The organism is Micromonospora chaiyaphumensis (genome assembly GCF_900091435.1).
Lineage (GTDB): Bacteria > Actinomycetota > Actinomycetes > Mycobacteriales > Micromonosporaceae > Micromonospora > Micromonospora chaiyaphumensis.
Map to the genome: position 1 here is coordinate 410,593 of NZ_FMCS01000003.1, position 22,134 is coordinate 432,726.

General features: G+C 69.9%; 17 protein-coding genes and 1 tRNA gene. 8 read left to right on the plus strand and 10 right to left on the minus strand.

Annotation, left to right across the window (positions count from 1 at the left end; genetic code table 11):
* The first annotated feature begins 6 nt into the window (after nt 1–6).
* The 3 genes from GA0070214_RS31790 to GA0070214_RS11025 all read left to right on the plus strand — a co-directional run bounded on the left by GA0070214_RS31790 (nt 7) and on the right by GA0070214_RS11025 (nt 7,117).
* Complete coding sequence (locus GA0070214_RS31790; protein ID WP_167364243.1) at nt 7–4,590, plus strand: hypothetical protein; 4,584 nt, start codon at nt 7–9, stop codon at nt 4,588–4,590.
* Nucleotides 4,572–6,275 (plus strand): response regulator, encoded by a 1,704-nt coding sequence (locus GA0070214_RS11020; protein WP_091261863.1) that lies wholly within the window; start codon nt 4,572–4,574, stop codon nt 6,273–6,275. Before GA0070214_RS31790 ends, GA0070214_RS11020 begins: the two co-directional genes overlap by 19 nt.
* Before the next feature lie 329 nt (nt 6,276–6,604).
* Nucleotides 6,605–7,117, plus strand: coding sequence for a hypothetical protein (locus GA0070214_RS11025; protein ID WP_244167659.1), 513 nt, complete (start codon nt 6,605–6,607; stop codon nt 7,115–7,117).
* 249 nt (nt 7,118–7,366) lie between these two features.
* Here the strand turns inward: GA0070214_RS11025 and GA0070214_RS11030 are convergent, their stop codons facing one another.
* Complete coding sequence (locus tag GA0070214_RS11030; RefSeq protein ID WP_208602712.1) at nt 7,367–8,422, minus strand: ArsR/SmtB family transcription factor; 1,056 nt, start codon at nt 8,420–8,422, stop codon at nt 7,367–7,369.
* Nucleotides 8,423–8,481: 59 nt separating this feature from the next.
* Between GA0070214_RS11030 and GA0070214_RS11035 the strand changes: the two genes are divergently transcribed.
* Nucleotides 8,482–9,669 carry an MFS transporter gene (locus GA0070214_RS11035; protein WP_091261866.1) on the plus strand — a complete coding sequence of 396 codons (1,188 nt, stop codon included), beginning with the start codon at nt 8,482–8,484 and terminating at the stop codon, nt 9,667–9,669.
* A gap of 131 nt (nt 9,670–9,800) precedes the next feature.
* On the opposite strand, the gene GA0070214_RS11040 is transcribed toward GA0070214_RS11035, so the two are convergent.
* On the minus strand, nt 9,801–10,574 hold the full coding sequence (locus GA0070214_RS11040) for a hypothetical protein (RefSeq protein WP_091261867.1): 774 nt from the start codon (nt 10,572–10,574) through the stop codon (nt 9,801–9,803).
* A gap of 332 nt (nt 10,575–10,906) precedes the next feature.
* Between GA0070214_RS11040 and GA0070214_RS11045 the strand changes: the two genes are divergently transcribed.
* Nucleotides 10,907–11,353 (plus strand): hypothetical protein, encoded by a 447-nt coding sequence (locus GA0070214_RS11045; RefSeq protein ID WP_091261868.1) that lies wholly within the window; start codon nt 10,907–10,909, stop codon nt 11,351–11,353.
* 179 nt (nt 11,354–11,532) lie between these two features.
* Nucleotides 11,533–11,952, plus strand: coding sequence for a hypothetical protein (locus GA0070214_RS11050; RefSeq protein ID WP_139141819.1), 420 nt, complete (start codon nt 11,533–11,535; stop codon nt 11,950–11,952).
* A gap of 147 nt (nt 11,953–12,099) precedes the next feature.
* Here the strand turns inward: GA0070214_RS11050 and GA0070214_RS11055 are convergent, their stop codons facing one another.
* From GA0070214_RS11055 to GA0070214_RS11080, 7 genes are all read right to left on the minus strand, one after another.
* Complete coding sequence (locus tag GA0070214_RS11055; RefSeq protein ID WP_091261870.1) at nt 12,100–12,924, minus strand: MarR family winged helix-turn-helix transcriptional regulator; 825 nt, start codon at nt 12,922–12,924, stop codon at nt 12,100–12,102.
* Nucleotides 12,925–13,152: 228 nt separating this feature from the next.
* Complete coding sequence (locus tag GA0070214_RS11060) at nt 13,153–13,872, minus strand: hypothetical protein (protein WP_244167660.1); 720 nt, start codon at nt 13,870–13,872, stop codon at nt 13,153–13,155.
* Between the two features lie 336 nt (nt 13,873–14,208).
* On the minus strand, nt 14,209–15,459 hold the full coding sequence (locus GA0070214_RS11065; RefSeq protein ID WP_091261871.1) for a hypothetical protein: 1,251 nt from the start codon (nt 15,457–15,459) through the stop codon (nt 14,209–14,211).
* A 103-nt stretch (nt 15,460–15,562) separates the two neighbouring features.
* Complete coding sequence (locus GA0070214_RS11070; RefSeq protein ID WP_091261872.1) at nt 15,563–16,399, minus strand: DUF4352 domain-containing protein; 837 nt, start codon at nt 16,397–16,399, stop codon at nt 15,563–15,565.
* A 175-nt stretch (nt 16,400–16,574) separates the two neighbouring features.
* Nucleotides 16,575–16,742 (minus strand): hypothetical protein, encoded by a 168-nt coding sequence (locus tag GA0070214_RS31795; RefSeq protein WP_167364244.1) that lies wholly within the window; start codon nt 16,740–16,742, stop codon nt 16,575–16,577.
* Between the two features lie 234 nt (nt 16,743–16,976).
* Nucleotides 16,977–17,348 carry a hypothetical protein gene (locus tag GA0070214_RS11075; protein WP_091261873.1) on the minus strand — a complete coding sequence of 124 codons (372 nt, stop codon included), beginning with the start codon at nt 17,346–17,348 and terminating at the stop codon, nt 16,977–16,979.
* Between the two features lie 276 nt (nt 17,349–17,624).
* Nucleotides 17,625–17,933, minus strand: a complete 309-nt coding sequence (locus GA0070214_RS11080; RefSeq protein WP_091261874.1) for a hypothetical protein — start codon at nt 17,931–17,933, stop codon at nt 17,625–17,627.
* 707 nt (nt 17,934–18,640) lie between these two features.
* Here GA0070214_RS11080 and GA0070214_RS11085 point away from each other — a divergent pair.
* Nucleotides 18,641–18,712: transfer RNA gene (locus tag GA0070214_RS11085), tRNA-OTHER, on the plus strand.
* 95 nt (nt 18,713–18,807) lie between these two features.
* Here GA0070214_RS11085 and GA0070214_RS11095 read toward each other — a convergent pair.
* Complete coding sequence (locus GA0070214_RS11095) at nt 18,808–21,558, minus strand: helix-turn-helix transcriptional regulator (RefSeq protein ID WP_244167661.1); 2,751 nt, start codon at nt 21,556–21,558, stop codon at nt 18,808–18,810.
* 97 nt (nt 21,559–21,655) lie between these two features.
* Here GA0070214_RS11095 and GA0070214_RS11100 point away from each other — a divergent pair, with 97 nt between their 5' ends.
* Complete coding sequence (locus GA0070214_RS11100; RefSeq protein ID WP_091261876.1) at nt 21,656–22,069, plus strand: hypothetical protein; 414 nt, start codon at nt 21,656–21,658, stop codon at nt 22,067–22,069.
* The last annotated feature ends 65 nt before the right edge of the window (nt 22,070–22,134 follow it).

Consider the following 22,134-nt stretch of genomic DNA (forward strand, 5'->3'; position numbering starts at 1 on the left):
TGCCTGATGGTGATCAGTGAGTCGCTGTGGGTAGCTTCGAAGTCGATCGCCGATCCAGCCCTGGACAGAACGGCACCCACCATGACGGATCTGAGAATCGGCAGCCGCCTCAACGCGACGACGTGGGCTGCGGCGCTGGCCCGCCTGGGACCCGGCCCGCTGCGAGGCAGACGTCTGCTGATCGACCTCAGCGACCTGGGCTTCGCCGACTTCGTCGCCCTCGGCCACCTGCTGGTCTTCGTCCGGGCCGCCGCGGCCGCAGGCGCCGACTGCAAGGTGCGTCTGCCCAGCGCCGACGCGCTGCCCAGCGGCACACCGGCCGATCCACTCGCGGCGCAGCGCATCGTGAAGCGGCACAACTGCCGCCTCTACTTGGAACAGGCGGGCGTCGTCGAGGCGCTGGGCGAGCACTTGGACGAGCAGGTGGTCGCGGGCGGCGGCGCCACGTCGACCGACGCGGACGGCGACGTGCTCATCGCTCCGCCGACGTCCGAGCGGCCGCACCGCTACCGACGCATTATGAGGTACCAGTGGCTGCCGAGCGAGAGCCTGCGCGACGTCACGCTGGTCACCCGGCCGACCGCCGCGGAACGGACGCTCCGCGAGCTGGGCCTGCGGCGCGAGACAGCCGCCGCAGTGACCCGCGGCATCCTGCTCGAGCTGCTCGAGAACGCCGAACGGCACTCCGGGGCGAGCGAGGTGCTAATCGGCGGGGTGATCGTCGACCCCGAGACCTACGGGCAGCGGGCGACCGACTTCGACCCCTCGCTGGAAGGCTTCGCCCAGCACGCCGCGGCGACGCGCAGCCCGATGATCCGGCTAGTAGTGGCGGACACCGGCCGAGGCATCGAGGGGGGCGTGAGCGTGGCCGACACGCGTACCGGAGCCCAGGACGCGGCCCGCGGGATGTGGAAGGTCGCCCGGGTGGCCCGCGCCTTCCAGGGCGCCCTGCTGGTGAGCAGCCAGGGGCAGGCGAGCGGCCACGTCTACCGGGGCGAAACCGAGAAAATCGCCGGCCGGGCGCCCGCGATTGTGCCCGGCACCCTCATCGAGTGCGACATCCTCGCCGACCCCGGCGACTCAGCGCGAGCCGAGGCTGGCGAGTTGCGGACGCCGACGGCGGACCCGGACGGCGAGCCGGCGGCGACCAGCTGCCTGGCAGTCACGCTCTACTCGCCCCTAGGGCTGAACGAGAAGGGCCGTGACGACATCCGCAGCAACCTGGCGAACAACCGACATCTCGTCGTGGCGGTGAACGCGCCGGACGAGGGTCACGGCGCCCACGACGTCGAGATCGGCCGCGCCGCCTTCCAGGTAATCGACATCGTGGCGGGCTTCCGCGGCGACCGGGCCGCCATCCTTGCCTTCCCAAGCGTCAACCGCCCACTCATGGCGGTGGCGATGGAATACGTCAACGCCGAGTACGACGACCGCGTCGCCGCCGGTGAGGAGGTCCCCCCGCCCGTCCTCGTGCTGGCACCGGGCAACCGGCATTACTGGGCGGGCGGCACGCCGGCGCAGCGACACGTGCTGAGCCGGATCTCCACGGCAGGCGAGCCGCTGCCGCTGACGGAGCTCACGGCCGACGAGATGTCCGCCGTGGACGGCCTAGCCCGGCACACGGCGCTGGTCGTGGCCGACGGCGAGCGGGTCCGGCTGCGGGCGTCACCTCGAAGCGCTGTGCGGGCCATGGCGACCTGGGTCGGCGATCGGATCGCCGCTGTGATCCGGGACGCGCCCGAGAACACCGGCGAGGGCACGGCGGACGGCGGGAACGTGCGCCGCGGGCGGTTCCTGACGCCCAGCCTGCGCCGGACCAGCCGCTGGTTCAACCTCGACGGCGTGCTGTCCGAGCTGGAGCTGCGGGCGCTCGCCGGCGTCACCCTCGCCGCCCGAGCCGAGGAGTGCCTGCCGCCGTCCGCCGAGGATGTGCCGCTGGTCGTGCTGCGGCTCCCCCACACGCCGGCGGAGGTCGCCGCCGCCGTGGCCCGCACAGTGACCACGCAAGGCGCCTACTACGACTTCCTGCGCGACGTCCCCCACACCGACGAGCGGCCGCGGGTGCTACTCGTCACCGACGTGGTCTCCAGCGGCAACTCGGTAGCCGGCGTCGTGGCCGAGGTGCTCGACCTGGGCATGGATCCGGTCGCTGTCGCGACCATCGTCGACGCGCGGGCGCCCGGCGAACCCGGCGTCGACCTGCCGCTGGCGTCGCTCGCCGTGGTGGACCTCGGCCTCCCCGCGGACGACGATGGCCCGGCGCAGCCGATCGACCCCGTCCTGCGCAGCCCCGAGCACGGCAGCCAGCCGCTCCCGGTGCCCGAAATCGACCAAGAACTGTACGTCGAGACGATGCAGCGGAACGCCGCGGCCAGGCTCGGGCACATCGAGCGCCCGGCCGACCGGCACTACACCGCCTACGTCGACCCGACGCTGTTGTTCCGCGAGCGAGACTGGACCGAGGCGGTGTTCGGCCGCCTGGTCAGCGAGGTCAGACGGCGCCACCGTGAGGCCTTCGGTGAGGCGTCGGCCAGGGTGACAATCCTATTTCCCGAAGGCACGGCGGACGATCTGACCGTCACCGCTGACCAGATGAAGCAGGCGCTGCCGGCGGCCATGCGGGCGGAGGCGGTCTCGGTGCCCCGGGCGGCACACACCGCGAACTGGCAGCTGCCCGGATCGGCGGCGCTGCCGACGGTAGAGCACGCGCTCATCCTCGACTCGGGTGCCAGCAGCGGCCGGACGGTGCAGCAGCTGGTCGGGCTGGCGGCTGACAAGGGCGCCGTCACGATCACCGTGGTCCTACTGGTCAATGGGCTCAGCGACAGCGACGCGGTGAACCTGCAGCGCATCGCCAGGGTCCGCCGCTCGGAGGAGTCCTCGCCTCAGGAACGGGCCGCGGTGAGGATTTACTACCTGGCCCGGACCGCCATGAGCAACCTGCGCAGCGGCCACTGCGGCATCTGCGCGCTGCGCCGCCGGTACGCGGAGCTGACGCTCTACGCGCCCGTGCCCGAGTTGCTCGCCAACCACCGGGAGTGGCTGCTGAACCTGCTGGAGACCCGCACCAAGCAGCAGCTGTTCGAGGAGCAGGCAGCCGACCTGTTCGGCGCCGACGTCACCCAGCGCGAATGCGTAGCCTATCTGAGCTGGCGGCTGCGCCTGCGCGACGCTGACGTCAACACCAGGCGCCGCGCCCGAGTGGTGGAGCGGCTCGAAGAGGCGGCCGGCAACCGGGAGTACCGCGACGCGCTGATCCGGCTTTTGGTAGCTGAGCCGCAGTGGCTGTCCTCGGCGCCGCTGTCGTTTCCCCGCTGCCGTGCCCTGATCGTGGACATGGCGGCGGCGATGCTCGTGGGCGAGGCCGCGCTGCTGATCGAGGCGCGCCTGCGGGTGCAAGCGGTCATCCTGCTCGCCCGGGCCGCACCCGAGCGGTTCTCCGCCGAACTGGTCTGGATCCTGCGCACCAACCGTGACGAGGGGCTCGTCGTCCCGCAGGTCATGCTGGAGGTCCTGCAGCTGATGGCCGCGCCGCGCACCGGCGCACCGCTTCCCCGGTTGCGCGTGGCGCGGCAGCTCACGGACGCCCTGGGGCGCCTCCTTGACGACCTCCGCGACAAGAACGAGGCGCCCGGCATCCGGTCCAGCTACGTCAGCGTGCCGCTAGTCCGCTACCTGCTTTCGCACACGCGGCGGCCGCTGTACGCGCCGCCAGCCGGCAAGCAGGAGGCCTGGTCGCGGATCAAGCACGAGATCTCCTATGCGGCGCACGACTTCTCTACCCCGATGTGGCTTGCGAAGTCGACCGTCGAGTTCGTTATCGCCACCGGCCGGCTGCCGCGCAACCACGAGGCGATCGGGGAGGCCTGGAGCCACTGCCAAAACTTCCTGCTCGGTGTGATCCTGCCGAACGCGGCGATGCTGCGGGACATCCTGGTCAGTCACAGCGCAGTGCGCGACCTGTCCCAGGAGGAGATTCCGCTGTGGGAGCGAACCCTCTCGGAGGACGGGCCGAGGTTCATCGACGAGACCACGGTGCGCGTCGACAACTTCGTAAGAAAGATCAAGTCCGGTATGGTCCCCGGCAAGGAAGAGGCCGCGAACCTGCTCCCCGACCTCCTGTGGTGGCTGCGGTTCGCGCTCGACGGTGACAAGTCCGTACTGCGCAAATTCGTCGCGCGCGGCCCAGTGGACGCGCTGCCGACGGTACGGGAGTTCTTCGGGGAACGGGGCGACGTACTCGACGACGGGCTGCTGCCGGCCGAGCAACGCGGAGCCTTCCGTGTCTTCTGTACCGATCGGCTGCTCCAGCAGGTGCTGCTGGATATCCGGCACAACGCACGCACAACCCACCGGGTGGCCGACGTGCCGCAGGAATTCCGGGTAGAACTCGACTACCGGCAGGACCGCCTGGTGATCACGGTCCGCAATACCGGCAGCGCGCCGCAGTCCGGCGGCAGCGGAAAAGGCCTGGAAACGTTGCGGCACCGGCTCGAGCGCTTCGGCGGAACGCTGTACGAGGCCGAGTTCGAGCGGCCGTGGACCTATGCGGTGACGGTGGAGCTGGATCAATGGAGGATGCCTACATGAAAAGCCTTGCGCGCGGGCTGGTCGTCGACGACAAGCCCGCCGTAATAATGCAGGTCCAGGACATCCTCGACTACGGCTTCTCCCAGCTAGGAGAATGGGAGGTGGAGTACGAGGAGGCGAGCACGCCTGCCGAGGCGGTCAAGTTGGCGCGCAAAGTGGACTTCGACTTCGCAGTCCTCGACTTCGACCTCAACGACGAGACCTGCATCCCGGTGGTGAAGGAGTTACGCAAACGCCGCATGGACAACTGCTACATCCTCGTCGTGACCGGGGAATCGAAAAAGAACCCGAATTTCCTAAAGCGTTCCATGGAGGCCGGTGCGGATGACGCCATTATCCGTGACAACCACCTGACCATGTCTCCAGCGTTCGAGGGCGACCGGAACGGCTGGGATGGCGAAAACCTCGCCCGCAGGATCCGCGAACGGATGCGCGTGCAGGATCGGGAGGACGGGTTCCGAATCGTCTTCGCGCCCGAGGCGGGAGTGCAATCCATGCTCCACAGCCTCGGCGACCCGCCCGGGGAATACCGCGACGCCATGAGGCGCGGCGAGCTGATCGCGCGCACCCTGATCGTCAAGTGCCTCGGGACCGACGACGACACCCGCACCTCGCTGACCGTCCAGCACCTCGCTCCCGGCCGCTCCGGCGCCCACGTCTGCAAGGTCGTTCGCGTACAACCGGGCCAGCCCAAAGAGTCGTTCGTCCTTAAGATCGGCCTCGATCGCGCATCCCTCGTGGCCGAGAAGGAGGCGAACAGCCGAGCGGCGCGGGCGCTGCGCTCGCAGGTACTTGTCCGGCTCGACCGCGAACTGCGGTCCCACGAGCAGTCGGGCTACAGCGCGATCGCCGCCGAGTTGGCAAAAGACGCGGTCACGCTCAAGGACTGGCTGCAGCAGCCGGGCACCACCACCGAGCAGGCGACGAAGGTGGCCGGCGAACTGCACCGCGGCCACCTCAGAGAATTGCTGCAGCCGGGCCTGCGCAAGCCCCAGCCGGTCAGCCAGTGGCTCACGATGTCGCCGGTGCTGCGCGGCCGCGTCCTCGACGCCCTCGGCACCTACGCGCAGGTGTGGCGCGACAACCGCGGCGCCGGTCAGGCCGACGCGGAGTCGATGGCCGCCGTGCTACGCGACTTCGTGGACACGGGCGCGCTGCCCGGCGTCGCGTCGAAGCGCCTCGGCGAGCAGGTGCTGTACGCCCGCGGTTTCGGCGACCTGCACTCGGGCAACGTCCTGGTGCAGTCCGTCGGCGAGCCCCATCCCCTGCTGATCGACGCCTCGCAGTACGGCCTCCACCACTGGGCGACCGACACGACCCGCCTGCTGGTCGACTTGGTCCTGCAGGTCCGCCGCCCGGGTATCGAGTCGATGCTGTGGTCGGGCCTCGCGGCCGAGGCCGGCTTCGCGACCGGCCTGTGCGACTGCACCGGAAGCCTCGAGGCCGAACCCGGCGATCCCACCGACGCCTACATTCACAAGCTGGTCACCGAGCGCGCCACGTACCTGTGCCTCGACGACCTGGAGCCGCGCAGGGCGGACTGGCACTGGCAATGGCACGTCGCCCTGGCCCGCGAATTCCTGCGCCAGGGGTCACGCCCGGGCCTTCTGCCGACCCGGGCCGTCCTCGCACTGACCGCGGCCGCCCGCCACCTGCAGCAGGCGGCCGAGGCCTTGGCCGACTGATAGCGGTCCGGGCTGCATCTTCGTCGCCGTGGCGAGTCCGGTAGACGACGATGCCAATATTTCACTGAGGTGGCGCCAGAACTGACGCGGTAGGGCCAGCCACCATGTGATCGTGGTGTCGGGCGGCCCGCGCGGTGCGCAGATATCCGCTCGCTGCGCCGATCACTCGCCCGAGGACGCCACCGACAAGGTTTTGGAACGCAGCGCTGAGAACCGCAGAGGAAGCTTCTAATTGTCGGATGCCTTCGCCTGGCCCGAAATGCCACACTGCCGCGGTGGAGGGCTTTCGGTGTGCGAGCTGCGGGAACCCGCTGAGCGTCCCAGTCCGGTTGGTCGAGCTGCCGGCGGGGCCGCACTGGTCGCTCCTGGATTGCCATCACGTGAACCCGCCGCTGCTCGACCCCGGCACCTACGCGATCGACGAGGCCGCGTATGGCCGTGATCAGGTCGTCGGCACGTTCGTCCTCTCACCCGGCGACGTACGCGGGACACGCTTCGTCCACAACCTTGTTCGCACGGGCTGCTGGTCGGTGGTGGGGTGGAACCCGTGTGTGGCTTGCGCAGGCTGCGGCGCCTTGGTCGCCTCCCGGGCGGATGACTGCAGGGTGGCTCAGGAGACGCGCTTTTACCCAGCGATGGTCGTCCGGGAGCCCTGTGGCGATGAGCCTGAGCGCCGCACGGATCCTTTTGCGCTGATCGCCGACTGGGATAGCCCTGCGCGCGACAATAGACAACACGGCTGGGTGCCCAAGCCGACCCGCCCTCGTCCCGAACTCGTTGCGACCCGCTGGCGCGGCCGAGGTGTGAAAGAGCATCTCTTTCGAGACGATCCGCCAGCCTGACCAGCCGGCCGATATCGGACCTCGAGGGTCGGCGTAAGCAACGACCCACTCGATCGACGGCTCATGTCCCGCCACGGAGCACTGACCTGCCGCGAGTCGGGCGGTCCGACGGCACGACCGGATCTGTCGATGAGCCGATTCTCGACCATGGCGGCGAGCGTCTTGGGTGGTTGCATCGTGGGCACCTGACCGACTTTCGGGCGCGGCTGAACTGATCGTCTGGGCGACATCGCTCGTGTGTCAGCCGGATCACTCGCGGAGGAGCGCGTCGGCGCGCGGGGTGCGCACGTAGAAGACGAGACGGCCGGCTCGGTGCCGGGTGACCAGGCCGGCGGTCACGAGCCGCGCGAGGTGGGCCGAGACTCCGCTCGGGGTCAGTCCGGTGCGGCGGGCCAGCGACGTCGTGGTCGACGCAGTCGCCAGCTCGACCAGCAGTGCTGCGCGAGCCTGACCGATCACCGGGGCGAGATCGGGCGCGGGTGAAGGGGTGTGCCACATCGAGCCCACGCCCCGAGTGGGATATCGCAGCACCGGAGCCCAGGGCTCGGACGCCTTGACGAAGACGTTCGGCCAGGCGAACAGCGACGGCACGAGCACCAGACCGCGACCGCCGAGTTCGTAGTCCCGGTCCAGGTTGGGCCGGTCCACCGTCAGGACGTCGTCCGACCACGAGACCGCGGGATCCAGTTCGGGGAACATGCGGTGCGGGCCGTCGTCCGCCAGCCGCCGCGCCCGAAACATCACGTCGGCCTCCAAGATCCCCCGTATCCGCCCCCAATACGGCGCCAGTGTGAGGCTCCAGTAGGTCCGCATCTGGCCCACGATCATCGGCAGGTTACGGCGCGGCGCGCGGCGCAGGTCCGACAGCGAGGCCGGCAGCCGGTCGCCATACACCGATGCGAGCTCCTCGCGTACGACCGTCGCCGGCGTCTCCCGCACCGCGGCGAACTCCGCCTCAGGCTCGGCGACGGGTGAGTGCGGCGCCGGCGCGAGGAAGCCCGGCAGGTGCCGCCCGGGTGCGATCACCAGGTCCCGCAGCTGACGCAGGTCGGGTGAGGCCAGCACCCTGGCCCGGTGTCGGGTCACCCATGGCAGGTGCACGGCGTGCGCACCGGGATCGCGGAGTACGCGCAGGCTCGCCACGACCTCCCAGGCGGGGGAGATCGCGAACCTGACACTGGCGAGATCGGCCAGGGACAACGACATCTTCAGCATCAGACCGACCTCATGAGGATTCACCGTAGTCTGAATCGTTGGCACCCGGGGGTGGCCAACACCGAAGGTTCGGCCATGTCGATCCAGCACGCCTCTCGTCGGGGGCACGACGCCGCGCCGGCCCTGCCTCGTGACTTCGCTCCTACCTCATCGCCGCCGTAGCCGCGAAATGGGGTTTCAACATCGCCAAGGTCGCCGTTCCGCTCGTCGCGATCACGTCGCTCGGCGCCGGTCCGGGCGCGGCGGGTGCGCTGGCCACTGCGGGCACCGTCCCATTCCTGCTGCTCGGCCTGCCGGCGGGCGCGTGGCTGGACCGGGTTGCTCGTCGCCCAGTCATGATCGCCATGGACCTGACCCGGTTCGTGCTGATCGGCTCGGTACCGATCGCTGCCGCAGCTTCCGCTCTGACCATGACCCAACTGTGGGTGGTGGTGTTCCTCAACGGCGTCGCGACCGTCTTCTTCGACGTCGCGATGCAGAGCCACCTGCCAGACCTTGTCGGGGATGGGCACGCGGGACGCCTGGTCGCGGCCAACGGGAGGCTCGGCATCGTGGACCAGATGGCCCTGATCGGCGGCCCCGCGCTGGCCGGCTGGCTGGTTGGCCTGTCGACAGCGGCGGCGGTTCTGGTCGCGACGGCACTGGGCTACCTGTGGTCGGCGCTGTGGATTCGACGGATCGAGCGGTCGGAGCCGCGCCGGGTTGACGTCGTACGACGCTCGCTCGCGGCCGAGGTGCGGGAAGGCCTGTCGTTCGTCCGGCGCAACCACACCTTGCGTGCGATCGCCGTCGCCGGCGCGCTCGTGAACTTCGCGACCGCGGGCACGGTCGCGATGCTGCCGCTTCTCCTGGTTCAGGAACTGCACTGGTCGGAGAGCCAACTGGGCCTCTTCCTCGGTGCCGGCGGAGTCGGTGGCCTGCTCGGGGCGCTCTGTGGGCAGCGGTTGTCGACGGTCCTCGGCGCCGGCCGCTCGGTGCTTGCCATCGGGCTGGCCATCGCCCCCGCCTCGCTCGTGCTGCCGCTCGTCGGTCAACCCGTTCCTGGGCTGGTCGCCGCGCCCGCGTGGGCACTGGTGATTTTCAAGGTCGGCTTCGACAGCGTGGTCCTGATGTCGTTCCGCCAGCACGTCACGCCGTCCCGCCTCCTGGGACGCGTCAACGGCACCTTGCGCGTGATGTTCAGTGGCGCGCTCACACTCGGCGCGGCGATGACGTCAGTCGTCGGTCACTACGCCGGTCCACGCGCCGCCACCTGGGTTGCCTGCGCCGCGCTCGCGTTGGTGTGGGTGCCGATCCTGCGCTCCCCGATGCGCCAGCAGACCCTCGGCGCATCCTGACCAGCAGCCTGGCCCGGCCGGAAAACAAGATTGAGTGCGCTCTTCTGCCGCCGACCGCGCGTCGTCGCCCTCCGTGAATCCCTGGTATCCGAGTACGGACAGTCGTCCTCCCGCCTCGCCGAACAGGTGTGTCACAGCTCGACGAGCAGAAGCCCGTCGTTGTTGAGGTTCACGTCGGGCGTGGTGGTGTCTGGAGCGTAGGGCGTCACCGCCAGGGTCCTCCGGCCGTCGAAGCGGAGCTGCTGGCCGGGGACGAGGACGTGGCCTTCGGCGAGCATTCGGGCGAGGTGGTTGAGGATCTGTGCGGTGTCTTGGAGACGGTCGGCGGGTACACCGGTGATCAGGTCCGGCTGGCCGAACTTCATCATGCCGCGGGTGTGTACCGGGTGCCCGAACCCAGGTGTGGGTTCGGTTTCCGCGATCAGACTCACCTCCTGCTGGATGGTGAACGGCCGGTGGGGTGACAGTGATGCCAGGGTCGGCCCGGACAGCCCGTTACAGGCATAGGCATCCAACGTCGCGCAGCTGCCGGCGTCGGCGAGCATGGTGGCCACCGCCCAGGCAAGTTGCAGATGCGTGAGGTCGGTCGGATCGTCGACCTCGACGGTGATCGAGTAGCAACAGGATGCCGCGTCGAGAAGATCAAGGTTGTCCAGTTGCTGGGCGGCGATGTTGCGCAGAGCCCCGGTGCGCCAGCCGTCGATCCAGCTGGGGCTGTCCGCGTAGTGGTGGATGCGCAGGTCGAGCGCGGCGATGGGGGCGGTCTTCGGGACCGCGTCGTGAAGCCCGAGATCGGGCCGGGCCTTCAGCACGTCCTCGTCGGCGAAGGCGATTAGCGTGATGGCGGCGCGGCGACCAGTCGGGCGAAACGCAGGACGCGGCCAAGGCGCGATCGGAGCAGTCACGGCGGCATCCTGCCACGCCCTTCAACGAGCCGCGCCGGCGAGCCGTTGCACCCATCTGCCGCATAGCGCTCGTCACGTAAGGTAACCAATTCAGCACCCCGGCTGCCGAACTGATCGCGGCTCTCAACACCGAGGCTCGCTGACCGCATAAGAGCGCCACCGGCGGCTCGCGCGCTGCCTCGGCACTCAACGAGATTGCGTGCACGGATCTGCCGCTGATCGGGCGTTGGCTGCTCGGCCGTTGCGCACAGTCAGCCGAGTTGAGCGCGTTGCGGGCGGGTGGACACACGTCTGCCTTCCGGCTAGCGTGCTCCAAGATCAAGGGGGTTACCGTGGGCGCGTCCGGGTGGCACTACTACGTCGCATATCAGCCGGATCTCCAAGCCGCGTTGGACGGACTACGGCGGCAGGTTTTCGAAGCCGGCGACTACTGGTGGGCAGTGCCGTATGAGTACGGCAAGTCCGCCGCAGACTTCCCGAATCGGCCGCGGACGGAGGCGGAGCTATGGGCGGATGAGTCCGTCCAAGAGTCCGGTACGCACTCGATATTGGACATGTCTCGGGTATTGGCCGACGGCGAGGAGCCCGACTATGGGACAGTCCAGCCGGTCGTCGAGGCGGAGGCGCTCGAGCACCTGGGCGTCACCAAGCTGACCCGGTCGCACGTCGAGGCGCTCAAACCGCTCGCCTCGCGAAGCTGGTTCGGTCGGTGCGCGGTCTTGCACGACCCTGAAGGCAACCCCAGTGAAATCTACTTCTGGGGTTTCTCCGGCGACTGAATCACAGCGGGTAGCCGGTTGCCGCCGGGGTCCGGGCCAAGGGCAGGTGCGCGCATCTGCCGCGAACCGCGCGTTCGTTCTCGCCGCTCGGTGCGCGGCAGCCGAACAGAGGACACGGCGTCCCCGACCCTGGATGACCCAAGGAAGCTCCCTACGCAGGCTCGCTGTATAACGAGACCGTGGTTGAACTGGCCGCCGCCACAGCTATGGCCCAGCGGGAGAGCCTGGCGGGACGCGTACGTGATGAACTGGCCTTAGCCGGCCTGCCGATCGTGGCCTCCGACATGAGTCCCCATCTACGACAGTCCGGCGCGGAGGTGAGGGTCGACAAACTTGCGGACTGCCATGCCCCGGTACGCGTTGAGTGGCGCACCGACCGCACGCTACAAGAGATGTTCCAGCGAGTAGCCATGGCGGAACAGGTCGATGCACCCGTCTTCCGCCACTACCAGATGGTTGTCGAGACCATGCTCCAGACCATGACGGAGATCCTGACCGCGGCCGGCTTCACCGTCCGTGGCAGCACCAACGACTTCGCACCATTGACCCTCGAAATCCTCGACGGCCCGCACGGCGCTTCTCCATGGTCTTCGAGCTAGCGGATCACGCTCGGCGCCAGCGTGGGCACGACCCAATCCCAAGGTCAGGTGTACTGATTTGCCGCATTGCGCTCGCTGCGGGACAGCGCCGGGAGTGCCTACGCCCAGCAACCGTCTGATCTCGTGGCCGTCGCCTGACGCGCCGGCTCAGTCGTCGTCTTCCTGTGCCGCGGCGGCGATCGGCTCGAGCCCCGCGATCAGCTCGTCGAGTTCGTCGGCGGTGAGCACGTCGTACGCGGGCGCCGCCAGTTCGTCGGTGAGGGCCTCGATCCGCTCCTTGGTTTCCCGGCCGGCGTCGGTGAACCCGCCCGCGGCGTCCACGAGACCGCGGCGGCGCATCCCGTCGACGACACCGGCGAGCTGTGCCTTGGGCAGGTGGTGGGTCCGGCCGAACTCCTCGGCCCGCATGCCGAGGGAGAGGGCGAGCAGGACGTGGGCCTCGGTGCCGCCGATGCCGTGGGCGAGGAGGGCGGCGTTGTGGCCGTCCCCGCGGTGCTCCCGCAGCAGCGTCGCCGCGTGCCAGAGCCTGGCCACCGGCTCCTCGGGCACGTCGAGCGCCCGGAGTCCGGCGTACAGCGCGCGGCCCTCGGTCGGCGCGCTGACCGCTGCCCGGGTGGCGAGGTCGGCGGCCCGCACCAGACCGGGCGAGTCGGCGAGCTGGCCGATCCTCTGCCGCAGCGCTGTCGCGCTGCCCCGCTCACGCACAGCGATCGCCTCCTGCGGGGTGGTCTTCCCCCAGACCCACGGGATGTGGCGCGCCACCTCGCCGTCGGCGAAGTTGTAGAAGACCGCGTGCACCACCTCGGCCGGCGCCAGGCCCAGCGGGGCGGCCCGGCCCGCGAAGTACCCGTCCCAGTAGTTGCGCATACCCACGGCCAGGAACGCCTCGTTCGGCACCTCGGAGAAGGTGACGGTGGCGATCGGCTCGACGAGCTCGAACATGCGGTGGATCTTGGCCAGTGGGTGCGGCATCGCTCGGCATCTCCCTTTGTCGTGGCCGCGCCCTCGTGGGCCTCTCACACCAGCTACGAACAACGCCGCCCGGATACGACAACTGCGGCCGACATCAACCCAGCCAAGATCAGACTCACTCTCATGCGCATACCGTCCGCTATGCCCGCCCGTGGCGTTACGGCATCGCCCTGCCTGACCGTTGATCGCTGTGCCGAGCCCAGGTCGTGCGGCGGCCTCGGCGTCTCGTCAGAGGGCTGCTTGCTTGCCGACTGGGCAGGCTCGGATCGCGATGGTGACCTGGTTGCCCACGGCGGGGTCGATGACGCAGTGGAGTCCGAGGTCTGTGATGCGGCCGTCGCGTGCGTTCCACTCGCGGGCACCGGCGTCACGCCCCAAGATCGAGCCGAGCGAGTCGATCGTGGCCTTCCAGAGGTTCGGCCAGGCGCGGCGTGGCCCGACCACGAACGCAAGCTGGAGAGCGATACCGCCATCGGGAAGTGGTTGTGCGGCGGTGATCTGGTCGCGGATTTGCCGCTTGTAGGCGGTGGTACTGGCTGACGCAGTGGTGCGGACCTGCAGCGAGTACACCCCGCCCGGATCCTGGACAGTGTGCGTCTGGCACACGGCGACCGAGGATCTGCCCCCGTGCCGCTTGGTCGCCCACACCGACGCGAACTGTCGCCCGGTGGCCTGGGTCAGCTTCGGGACGAGCGGAAACAGGTAGTTGTCGAGGTCGTGGAGCGCGAGCAGGGGCACGACGTCCGGCAGCCCGATGTCCACGCGCAGGGCGAGCGGATCCGGAGTGACGGGCAGCGTCGGGGCGATGGCCGCCAGCACGTCGGCGGCAAACGTGGCGGAGCGAACCTGCCCGGGTGATCCAGCACTGTCCCAGCTGGCCAGCGCAGGCGGAACGCTGAGTGTGCTGCCCACAAGCTCTGGCCGCGCATAGAAGACAGGCGTAGTCACACGTGAAATCTATCGCCAGACCAGAGCTCGGTCGCCCACGTGACCGCTCGGTGCTCGAGCTGACCTCTCGTTTGCCTTCCCGCTCATGCCGGCGATCGGCGCCAGAGGGCGCCACCGGGCAGGGTTCAGCAAGCAGCGCTCAGGACCGTAGAGGATGGGCCTCTGTCCTGCCGGCGCTCGGCCGTGAAGTCCTGCCGACCCAGAGCAACGAAAGGACCTGATGACGAAGGTGTCCCGCTGGCATGGCCAGGACCGCTGAAGTGAAGTCTGTCGACCAATGCCGAGCCCGCCGCTGCTTCAGGCCCATCGGAGAGCCCACGTGGCTGACAGTGCAACTCAGTCTTGCTCCTCGCGATCCTCGTCGTTCCCGCGCCGACGGAGCGCTCGCTCGGCGATCCGGCTGGAGAGCTTGCCCGTCGCCCATTTGGCGCGGCCGAGGGTCTCGTCGCCGAGGCGCCTGGCGGCACCGACGCCGTCTGCTCCCGTCTCGAGCGCCTTGTCCCTCGCCTCCTTGGCCGCTTCCGTCCATCGTCTCGCCTCCGATGACTGGCGATCGCCCTCGATCCCGAGCCGACCGTGGAACTCGACGATGGCGGTCGAGACATGGTTGCTCGACTTCACCACAGCGGGGGAGTCCAGCGGATTCAGCAGCACCTTGGCGTTGGCCCTACCCGCGGCCGCAGCCATGCGGGCCAGCAGGCGCTCGGTGCACCGGGAGATGAGTTCCAGCCGGTTCTGCCGGGCAGCCCTCAGCCCGAGGCGATGCCCGTCCAACTCGCCCGGCGACGCGTCCAGCACCCGATCGAGTTCGAGCACGGCGATCGCGTCCTGCAGCTGGAAGCAGCGAGCCAGGACAGCGAGCCACTCCTGTCCCTTGGACTCTGCTTCCCTGGCCGCCTTGGCAAGATCACCGATCGCAGTCTTGCGCTCCAGCTTCTCCGCGAGCGCGTCGAGCTGACGCAACGCGTACGCCTGGGTTTCCGCGATCGTCGCCGGCGCGCCCTGCACCTTCGACCACGTGACTTCGTCGACCCGGCCCCGCTGCTCACGGATGGTCATGGACTCCTCGATGACGAAGCCCACGCCGATCATGCGGGCCAACACGGCGTCCTTCTGGGCGCGGAGCACATCGTCGACCTTCTCGTCGATCGTGGCGAGATAGTCGGTGATCTCCTTCATGCTCTGTTGCATCGCGAGCTGCGCCATGAGCCCCGCTGCGCCAGCCAGGAGCGCAGGGTTGGTCAGATGATGCGATCCCTTCACGAACTGGAGGTTCTTGACGAATTGGCCATTCTGCGCCCTCAAAGTGGCATGGGCGTTGCCGGAGACCGAGTTCGTGACCATCGGGAACTTGTCCATGACCTTCGCGGACTCCGCAGTCAACTTCATCCAGCGACCTGAGTTGGCGGCGATCTCGGAACCTGCCTGTGCGACCCCCGCCGCCTTACCAAGGGCAGGCCCGAGCCGATGTAGTCCGAGGTCCTTCGACTGCAGCCCCTCGGAGACGAGGAAGCGTTCGACCGCCGCCGGTTCACCGATGATGGCCACGCCATCGCCGTCACTGATCAGCTGAATCTCGTTATCCATCGTCGGCTCCAACGTGCGTGCAGGGTAAGCAGCGCTTCACAGTTCGGATGTAGCGCGGGCTGGCGTGTCGATGACCGGGTAGGTGTCGAGGCCTCTCGGCCGGTCAGAGTGTGACGACGGCGTCCTCGGCGAAGGTGAACAGGCCGGCGTCGAACGTGATGATCTTCAGCTTCGTGCCCTTAGGTACGTCGAAGTAGATGTTCGCCTTCACCGAGTTGCCAGGGTTGATCTCGTCGAGGAAGCCCTTGGCGTCGTCGTTGCCGTAGATGGCGGCCTCTCCGTCGACGTCGAACTCCCGGCCGGAGGCGTCCTGGGCGGTGATGGTGCCGTCGGCGTGGAACAGCTTGGCGCTCTCGGTGACGTTCTTGGCGGTCACGCTGACCCGGCAGAAGGTGCCCTGCGCCTTGTGGTTGAAGTAGCTGCTGCCGACCTGGGAGATCCCGCACCTCATGCTGTTGACGGTGAACTCGAAGTCGCCGCCGCGGACCTTGTCGCCGATGCCGAACGTCTTGGGCTTTGTCGGCGTCGGGGCGACGGTGGTCTTCGCTGGCGCGGGTGTCGCGGAACTCGTCACGGGGGCCGAGGCCGCCGCGCTTGGGGCCGAGGTGCTGGGGTTGACGGCGGGGATCTCCTTGCTGGCGGAGGCGCCGTTTGTCTTCTTGTCGTCGCTGGCCAGGCCGATCACCATCGAGCCGCCGCAGCACAGCACTACGAACACGCCGACGCCGATGAGGGCCGGAAGCAGCCAAGAGGGACGCTTCTTGGCGGCGGGAGGCAGCGGAAACTGCCCAGGAGGCGGCGGATATTGGCCGGGCGCTGGCGGCGGGTACTGGCCGGGTGCCGGCGGGAACTGTCCGGCGGGAACCTGCGGGAACTGGGCGGTCGGCGGCATCGGCTGCTGGCCGGCCTGGTTCTGGGCAGGGTCATAGGGGGTGGTCATGGGGGTGAGGTCTCCCAAGCTGCATGGCGCGCTGCCCCGTATTGAGCGCGCTACCCCCGACGCTCTCACAGCGTTTTTGCAGATGCCTCCTCCGGAAGTCCTGACCCAGACGCCGGTTGCCTGGGGCAACGTCCAATTGACCGGCCCGGCGTCCGACGATGAGCCACCCGCCACGTCACGCTCCGGCCTCGGCATCCCAGAAAGGGTCAACCCAGTCGTCGAGCAGCGGCGGCACGTCGTACCCCCACAGGTCCAGCCGCCGCCGCACGTACCACACCCGGGTGGAGCCATTGTCGATGCTCGAGGGGCAGTCCAGTTCGATTGCAGCCGCGGTCTGCTTCACCTGCAGATAGCGCAGTGGCGGGTCGGCCGTGCTGGTGCCACCAGAGCGCCAAGCGCTGAAGGCCCGATGGCTTCCCACTACGCCTAGCGATGCGGCAGGGGTTAGTTGCGAGATTAGTGGTCCGCGCACTCCGGCTTCGGCCACTCCGCCGGCGCTCCAGTGGCCCAGCGGGCCTGCACCGGCAGGCGAAAGCCCAGGGCGACAGGCGAACCGGGTCTCGTAGTTCAACGGCGGTCAACTCCCTGCCGCGGGTTTGGCCCCGGCTGATTGTGATGGGTCGACCTCGACAAAGCCGAAGAGCCGTTCGATCAGTTGCAGCGATTGGGTGCGGTAGCGGTCTGCGAAGCCCCGACAGATTGCCGGCTTGACCTCTGGCTGACCGTAGTGCGGCAGTGTCTGATGGCAGACGATGAACGCTTCGCGCTGGCGGGCTTCGGTAACGAGGTTGTGCAGCCGGCCAGGGGCGAGGTGCATCCGGTTGCCGGGGGCGAAGATGCAGGTGTCGCACTGCCGTGCCAACAGGCGTGACTTGCCGAGGACCGCGTCGCCGACGCTGAATTCAGCGTCGCCGTCGCACTCGGCGTCGGGTTCCAGAACGGGTTCCATGACGGTTCCTTTCGCATGTCCGCAGCGGTGCCGCCGGCGAACCGCCGCCCGTTGCGGAGCGAAATGAAGTTGAGGTGTTGAAGCGGGGGGAGAGAGATCGGCCGCGACGGACCGGAATTCCCGTTGCCGCGGACTGCGCGATGCGGCGAGATGGTCAGGGCTGGCCGTGCGTGAGGTACAGGCCGGCTGGGTCTGGCTGCGGGTAGCTGGTACGTCAGCCGTGGCCGGTGCTCGCGCACCCGCAGCGTCGGGCCGAGTCGGCTGTTCCGCTGTCGGTCAGGCGGCGCGCGGCGAGGCTGTCGGCTGCAGGCGCGCGGGCCGGAACCATCCGGCGAACCGGGCGGTAGGCACGACTACCCGCGCCCGGCCGAGGGTGGGCGGGGCAGGGCGGGTCGCAGCCTGGCAGGCGCGGTGGGCGTCGCGTGCCGGCGGGCACGGGTATCGGTGGCCGGCGCAGCGCAGGTTGGCGCAGCGGTCCGGCTGGCCGGGCTCGGCTTGGTGGGCAGCGGCGACGTCGGTGGCGAGCAGCCACAGCAGGATGTCGTTCACGGCGTCCGGCACGGCGTGGCGGTGCGGCAGCTGCACGGCTTGTTGCCTCCTTCGACGAGTTTGGCTCGTGGATCCGCCGCCCCCGGCCAGCGGTGTGGGGTGTCGCTATTGGGTTCGCCAGGGGCGGCGGTTGGATGCAGTGACGCTCGACTTTCCGCATAGATCAAGTCGTGTCCCCGATGGCGAGGCCTTCGGTGCCGTTGGTTAGTCGCCTCGGTGGTTGAGGAAGCAGTCGAGTGCGGCGGGGTTGTCGTGCTGGTAGTCGCCGAGGCAGTGGTCGTAGTGCGGCGCACAGGCGCGGCTCTGTTCAGCTCGGCGCCGTCGTGCCTGTGGGCGGTGGTGTGTGTGGGCGAAGCGGCAGGCGCCGCGTGTACAAAATGGGCGACCGGGTGTGTGGAGCCGAGCGACGACCAGGCCTCGGACCGCGTCGGCGGGACCCAGGCTGGCCTGGGTGCCGTCGTTGGGGACTGCGGCGTTTGATCAGGTGCTCGGTGGCGTCGAGGCAGCGGTGCAGGTCGACGAAGGAGCCGATGCTGGCGGTCAGTTCCGCGGCGTAGCCGTTTGGCTGGTAATACACAGCCCACCCTTTGCCCACAGCGAGGCGGTGTGGTGGTGGCGGCTGGTGAGGGCCGGCACGATGGCGGTCGCCGACGTGGCCACTCCGAGCGGCACCGCCCGCGGCCTGGTACAGCATCGACCACCGCAGGCGGGGCGCGGGAGTCGCCGGAACGCTTCGGCGGCACGCGGACGCAGCGCGGCTGGTAGCGCATCACCTTGCCAAGTGAGGGTCGCGGGTTCGAATCCCGTCGTCCGCTCGCGACCGCCTGGCCCGGCCCTGCCGGGTCGGCGGGCACCACGGGCGATTGGCGCAGTGGGAGCGGACTTCCTTGACACGGAAGAGGTCACTGGTTCAAACCCCGTATCGCTCGCCAGGAACGTCGGCCCGGACGCCGCCCGTTCCCGCGGGCGGCCGTCGTCGCTCGACGGCCGCGACCGCGACCAGCGTCGCCAGCTGAGCCCGCGACGTGATGCCCAGCTTGGGGAACGCCTTATAGAGGTGGTAGCCCACGGTCCGTGGGCTGAGGAAGAGTTGGGCGGCGATGTCGCGGTTGGAGGCGCCGGCGGCTGCCAGCCGCACGACCTCGCGTTCCTGCGCGGTGAGCACGCTGAGCGGGTCGCCAGCCCGGCGCGGCGCGGCTGGAACGTCCCCGGTCGCGCGCAGCTCGGTGCGGGCCCGCCGGGCCCACGACTGCGCGCCAAGCCGGTCGAATACCTCCAGGGCGGCGCGGAGCTGCGTGCGGGCATCCGCCCGCCTCCGGGCCCGTCGCAGCCACTCGCCGTAGGCGAGCCGCGTCCTGGCCTGCTCGTACGGCTGGTCGTCGCCGTCGTGAGCGCGGACGGCGGCAACGAAGTGCGCCTCGTCCTGCTCCACCAGGGCCCGGCAGCGCAGGGCGACCGCGTCCGAGGCTGGTTGACGGACATGCCGCGCCCAGGTCAGGTAGCGCTCGAGCGGGTCGCCGGCCCGCTCCGGCCGGCCACTGCGGACCGCCGCCTCGACGAGATCGGCGGCGGCGAGCGCCCCGAACCCGGTCGGCGGGATGCGTTCCAACTGCTCGAGAGCGGCGTCCGCGTTTCCCTGGCCGAGTTCGAGCCGGCCGAGCGCCCAGCGTCCGAGGGTCGCCGCGAGGACCAGCCCGCGGTCGTCGGCCCGCCGGACGCCGTCCTCGGCCCTCGCGCGGCACCCCGCCACGTCCTCCTGATGAGCGAGCACCCAGGCGAGGCAGCAGGTGAGGTGGATGACCCGGTGCTCGTGACCCAGGTCGGTCGCCAGCCGCAGCCCCGCGTCGAGGGTCGCCCTCGCCTCCCCGTAACGGCCCTGTAGCCCCTGCGCGAACCCCTGGTCCTGAAGGGCGAACGCCAGCCAGCCGATCATCCCGCTCCTGCGGCAGTCCGCCACGACCCGCCCGGTGAGTTCCGCGCAGAGGGCCGCGCGGCCCGTCGCGAGGGCGGCGCCGGCGGCGAAGGTCAGCCCCGGAACGCCCAGCCCGGCAAGCTCGGACGGGCCCAGCGCGCCGCCGGTGAGCGGCAGCCCACCCGCGAGGTCGCCGGCCAGAAGCCGGGCCAGCCCGACCGCCTGGCAGACCAGCGGCGAACCGGTCGCCGGCAGCTCGTGCAGCGCCGTCGCCGCCTGTCCGGCCAGCGGCGCGTCGCCGGCGAACCAGGCGCAGCGGACCGCTTCCACCAGCAGCCAGGTCGCCTGCTCGGGGTCGCGCGCCGCCACCCGGGGGGCGGCGTCGAGGATAATCCGGCCGGCGGCCAGCGGGGTGCCCAGCTCGACCTCGCGGTGGGCGCGGACCTGGGTCAACGCCACGATCATCGCCGGATCGTCCACGTCGGGCGTGGCGCTTGCGGCGAGCGCGGCGGCGCGGTCGGTCAGACCGGCGTCGCTCGCGGCCAGCGCAGCCGCGGCCAGCCGAGCGGATCGGCGTACCGGATCGACGGTGAGCTCGGCGGCCCGCTGGTAGGCGGCTGCCACCGCGGCGTGGCCGCCTCGGGTACGGGCCCGACCCGCCGCCTCCTCCAGCTGCCGCGCGACCACCTCATCGGGACCGAGCGCGGCGGCGGCCAAGTGCCAGATGCGCCGGTCGGCGGCGTCGGGCGAGGTCGAGCTGCTCAAGGCGTCGGCCAGCGCCCGGTGCACGGCGAGGCGTCGGCTCACCGACGCGCTCTGGTACGCGGCCGCCCGGATAAGGGGATGACGGAAACCGACAGCCGTCCCGGTGATCCCGATCAGCCGGCTCCGCTCGGCGGCTTCCAGACCGTCGAGCGGAGCGCCGGCGGCGACCAGCGTCGCGAGTTCGCCGGAGCCTTCCGCCGCCGCGACCAGGAGCGCGGTGCGCGCGGCCTCGGGCAGCGCGGCCATCTGCGCGAGGAAGGCCTCCTGGATCCGCTCCGCCACCGGCATCGCGCCCACCTGCGACAACCGCCCAGCCCGCTGTTCGGGTGTCAGCGCGGCTGGCAGCTCGATGAGCGCCAGCGGGTTGCCTGCCGACTCCTGGACGAGGCGCTCCCGGACCTGCGGCGGAAGATCGGCGGGGAGCAGGGCCGCGGCCGCCGCGTCGTCGAGCCCGGCGAGACGGCGTTCGGGAAGGCCGGTGACCAGGAGGTCCGGACGGGCGGCGAAGATCATGGCGACACCCTCGGCCCCGAGCCGGCGCGCCGCGAACACCAGGGCGTCGACGGACGCCTCGTCGCACCATTGCACGTCGTCCACGAGGCAGAGCAGCCCGCCGTCCCCGGCCAGCTCGGACAGGAGGCTGAGGGTGGCCAGGCCCACCAGGAACCGGCTCTCCGGTGGCGCGTCGCGCAGCCCCAAGGCGGCGCCGAGCGCCCTCGCCTGCGCGTCGGGCAGCGCGTGGATCCGGTCGAGCCCGGTCCGCAGGAGCAGGTGCAGTGCGGCGAACGGCAACGCCGCCTCGGATTCGATGCCGACACCGCGCACCACCCGCATGCCGGTCGCCCGCAGCGCGGCGTAATCCAGCAGCACCGACTTGCCGATCCCCGCCGGACCCCGGAGAACCAGGGCGCCGCTGCGACCTTCCCGGGCACCGTCCACCAGCCGGTCGATCTGCGCCTGTTCCTCGGCCCGCCCGTGCAGCACGACTGGCAACCTACCGTCACGATGACGGATTCGGCATGGCCGCCCGCTCCGTAGCTTCGTGATCAGACGCACGTCAGCACCACGAAGGGACTTCCAGATGGCCACCATCGCCAGCACCGTCCGGACCGCCGACGACGCCAAGCTGCTCCGCTTCGCCCTCAAGCAGGACGCGATCGGCTCAGGCGCCAACGGCGTCGTCTACCTCGTCGCCGCGGCGATCTTCGGCCGGCTGTTCGGCCTTCCCGCGGGTCTTCTCTACCCCGTCGGCGCCTTCCTGGTCGCCTTCGCGGCCGCCCTGCTCGTCCTCGCGTCGAGGCCGACGGTGAGCCGAACCTCCGTGGCAGTCGTGATCGCCGTCAACATCGCCTGGGTCGCGGCGAGCGTCGAGCTGCTCGTCGCGGGCTGGTTCCCGTTGACCACCCTCGGCGTCGCGCTCGTGATCGCGCAGACGGTGGTGGTCGCCGGATTCGCCGCCCTCCAAATCACCGGCCTGCGCCGGACCGCCGTCTGATCCGCGCGGATCCCCGGGTGCCCCTTGCGGGCCGGAGCGGACACCCGGGGATCCAGCTCGCCGTC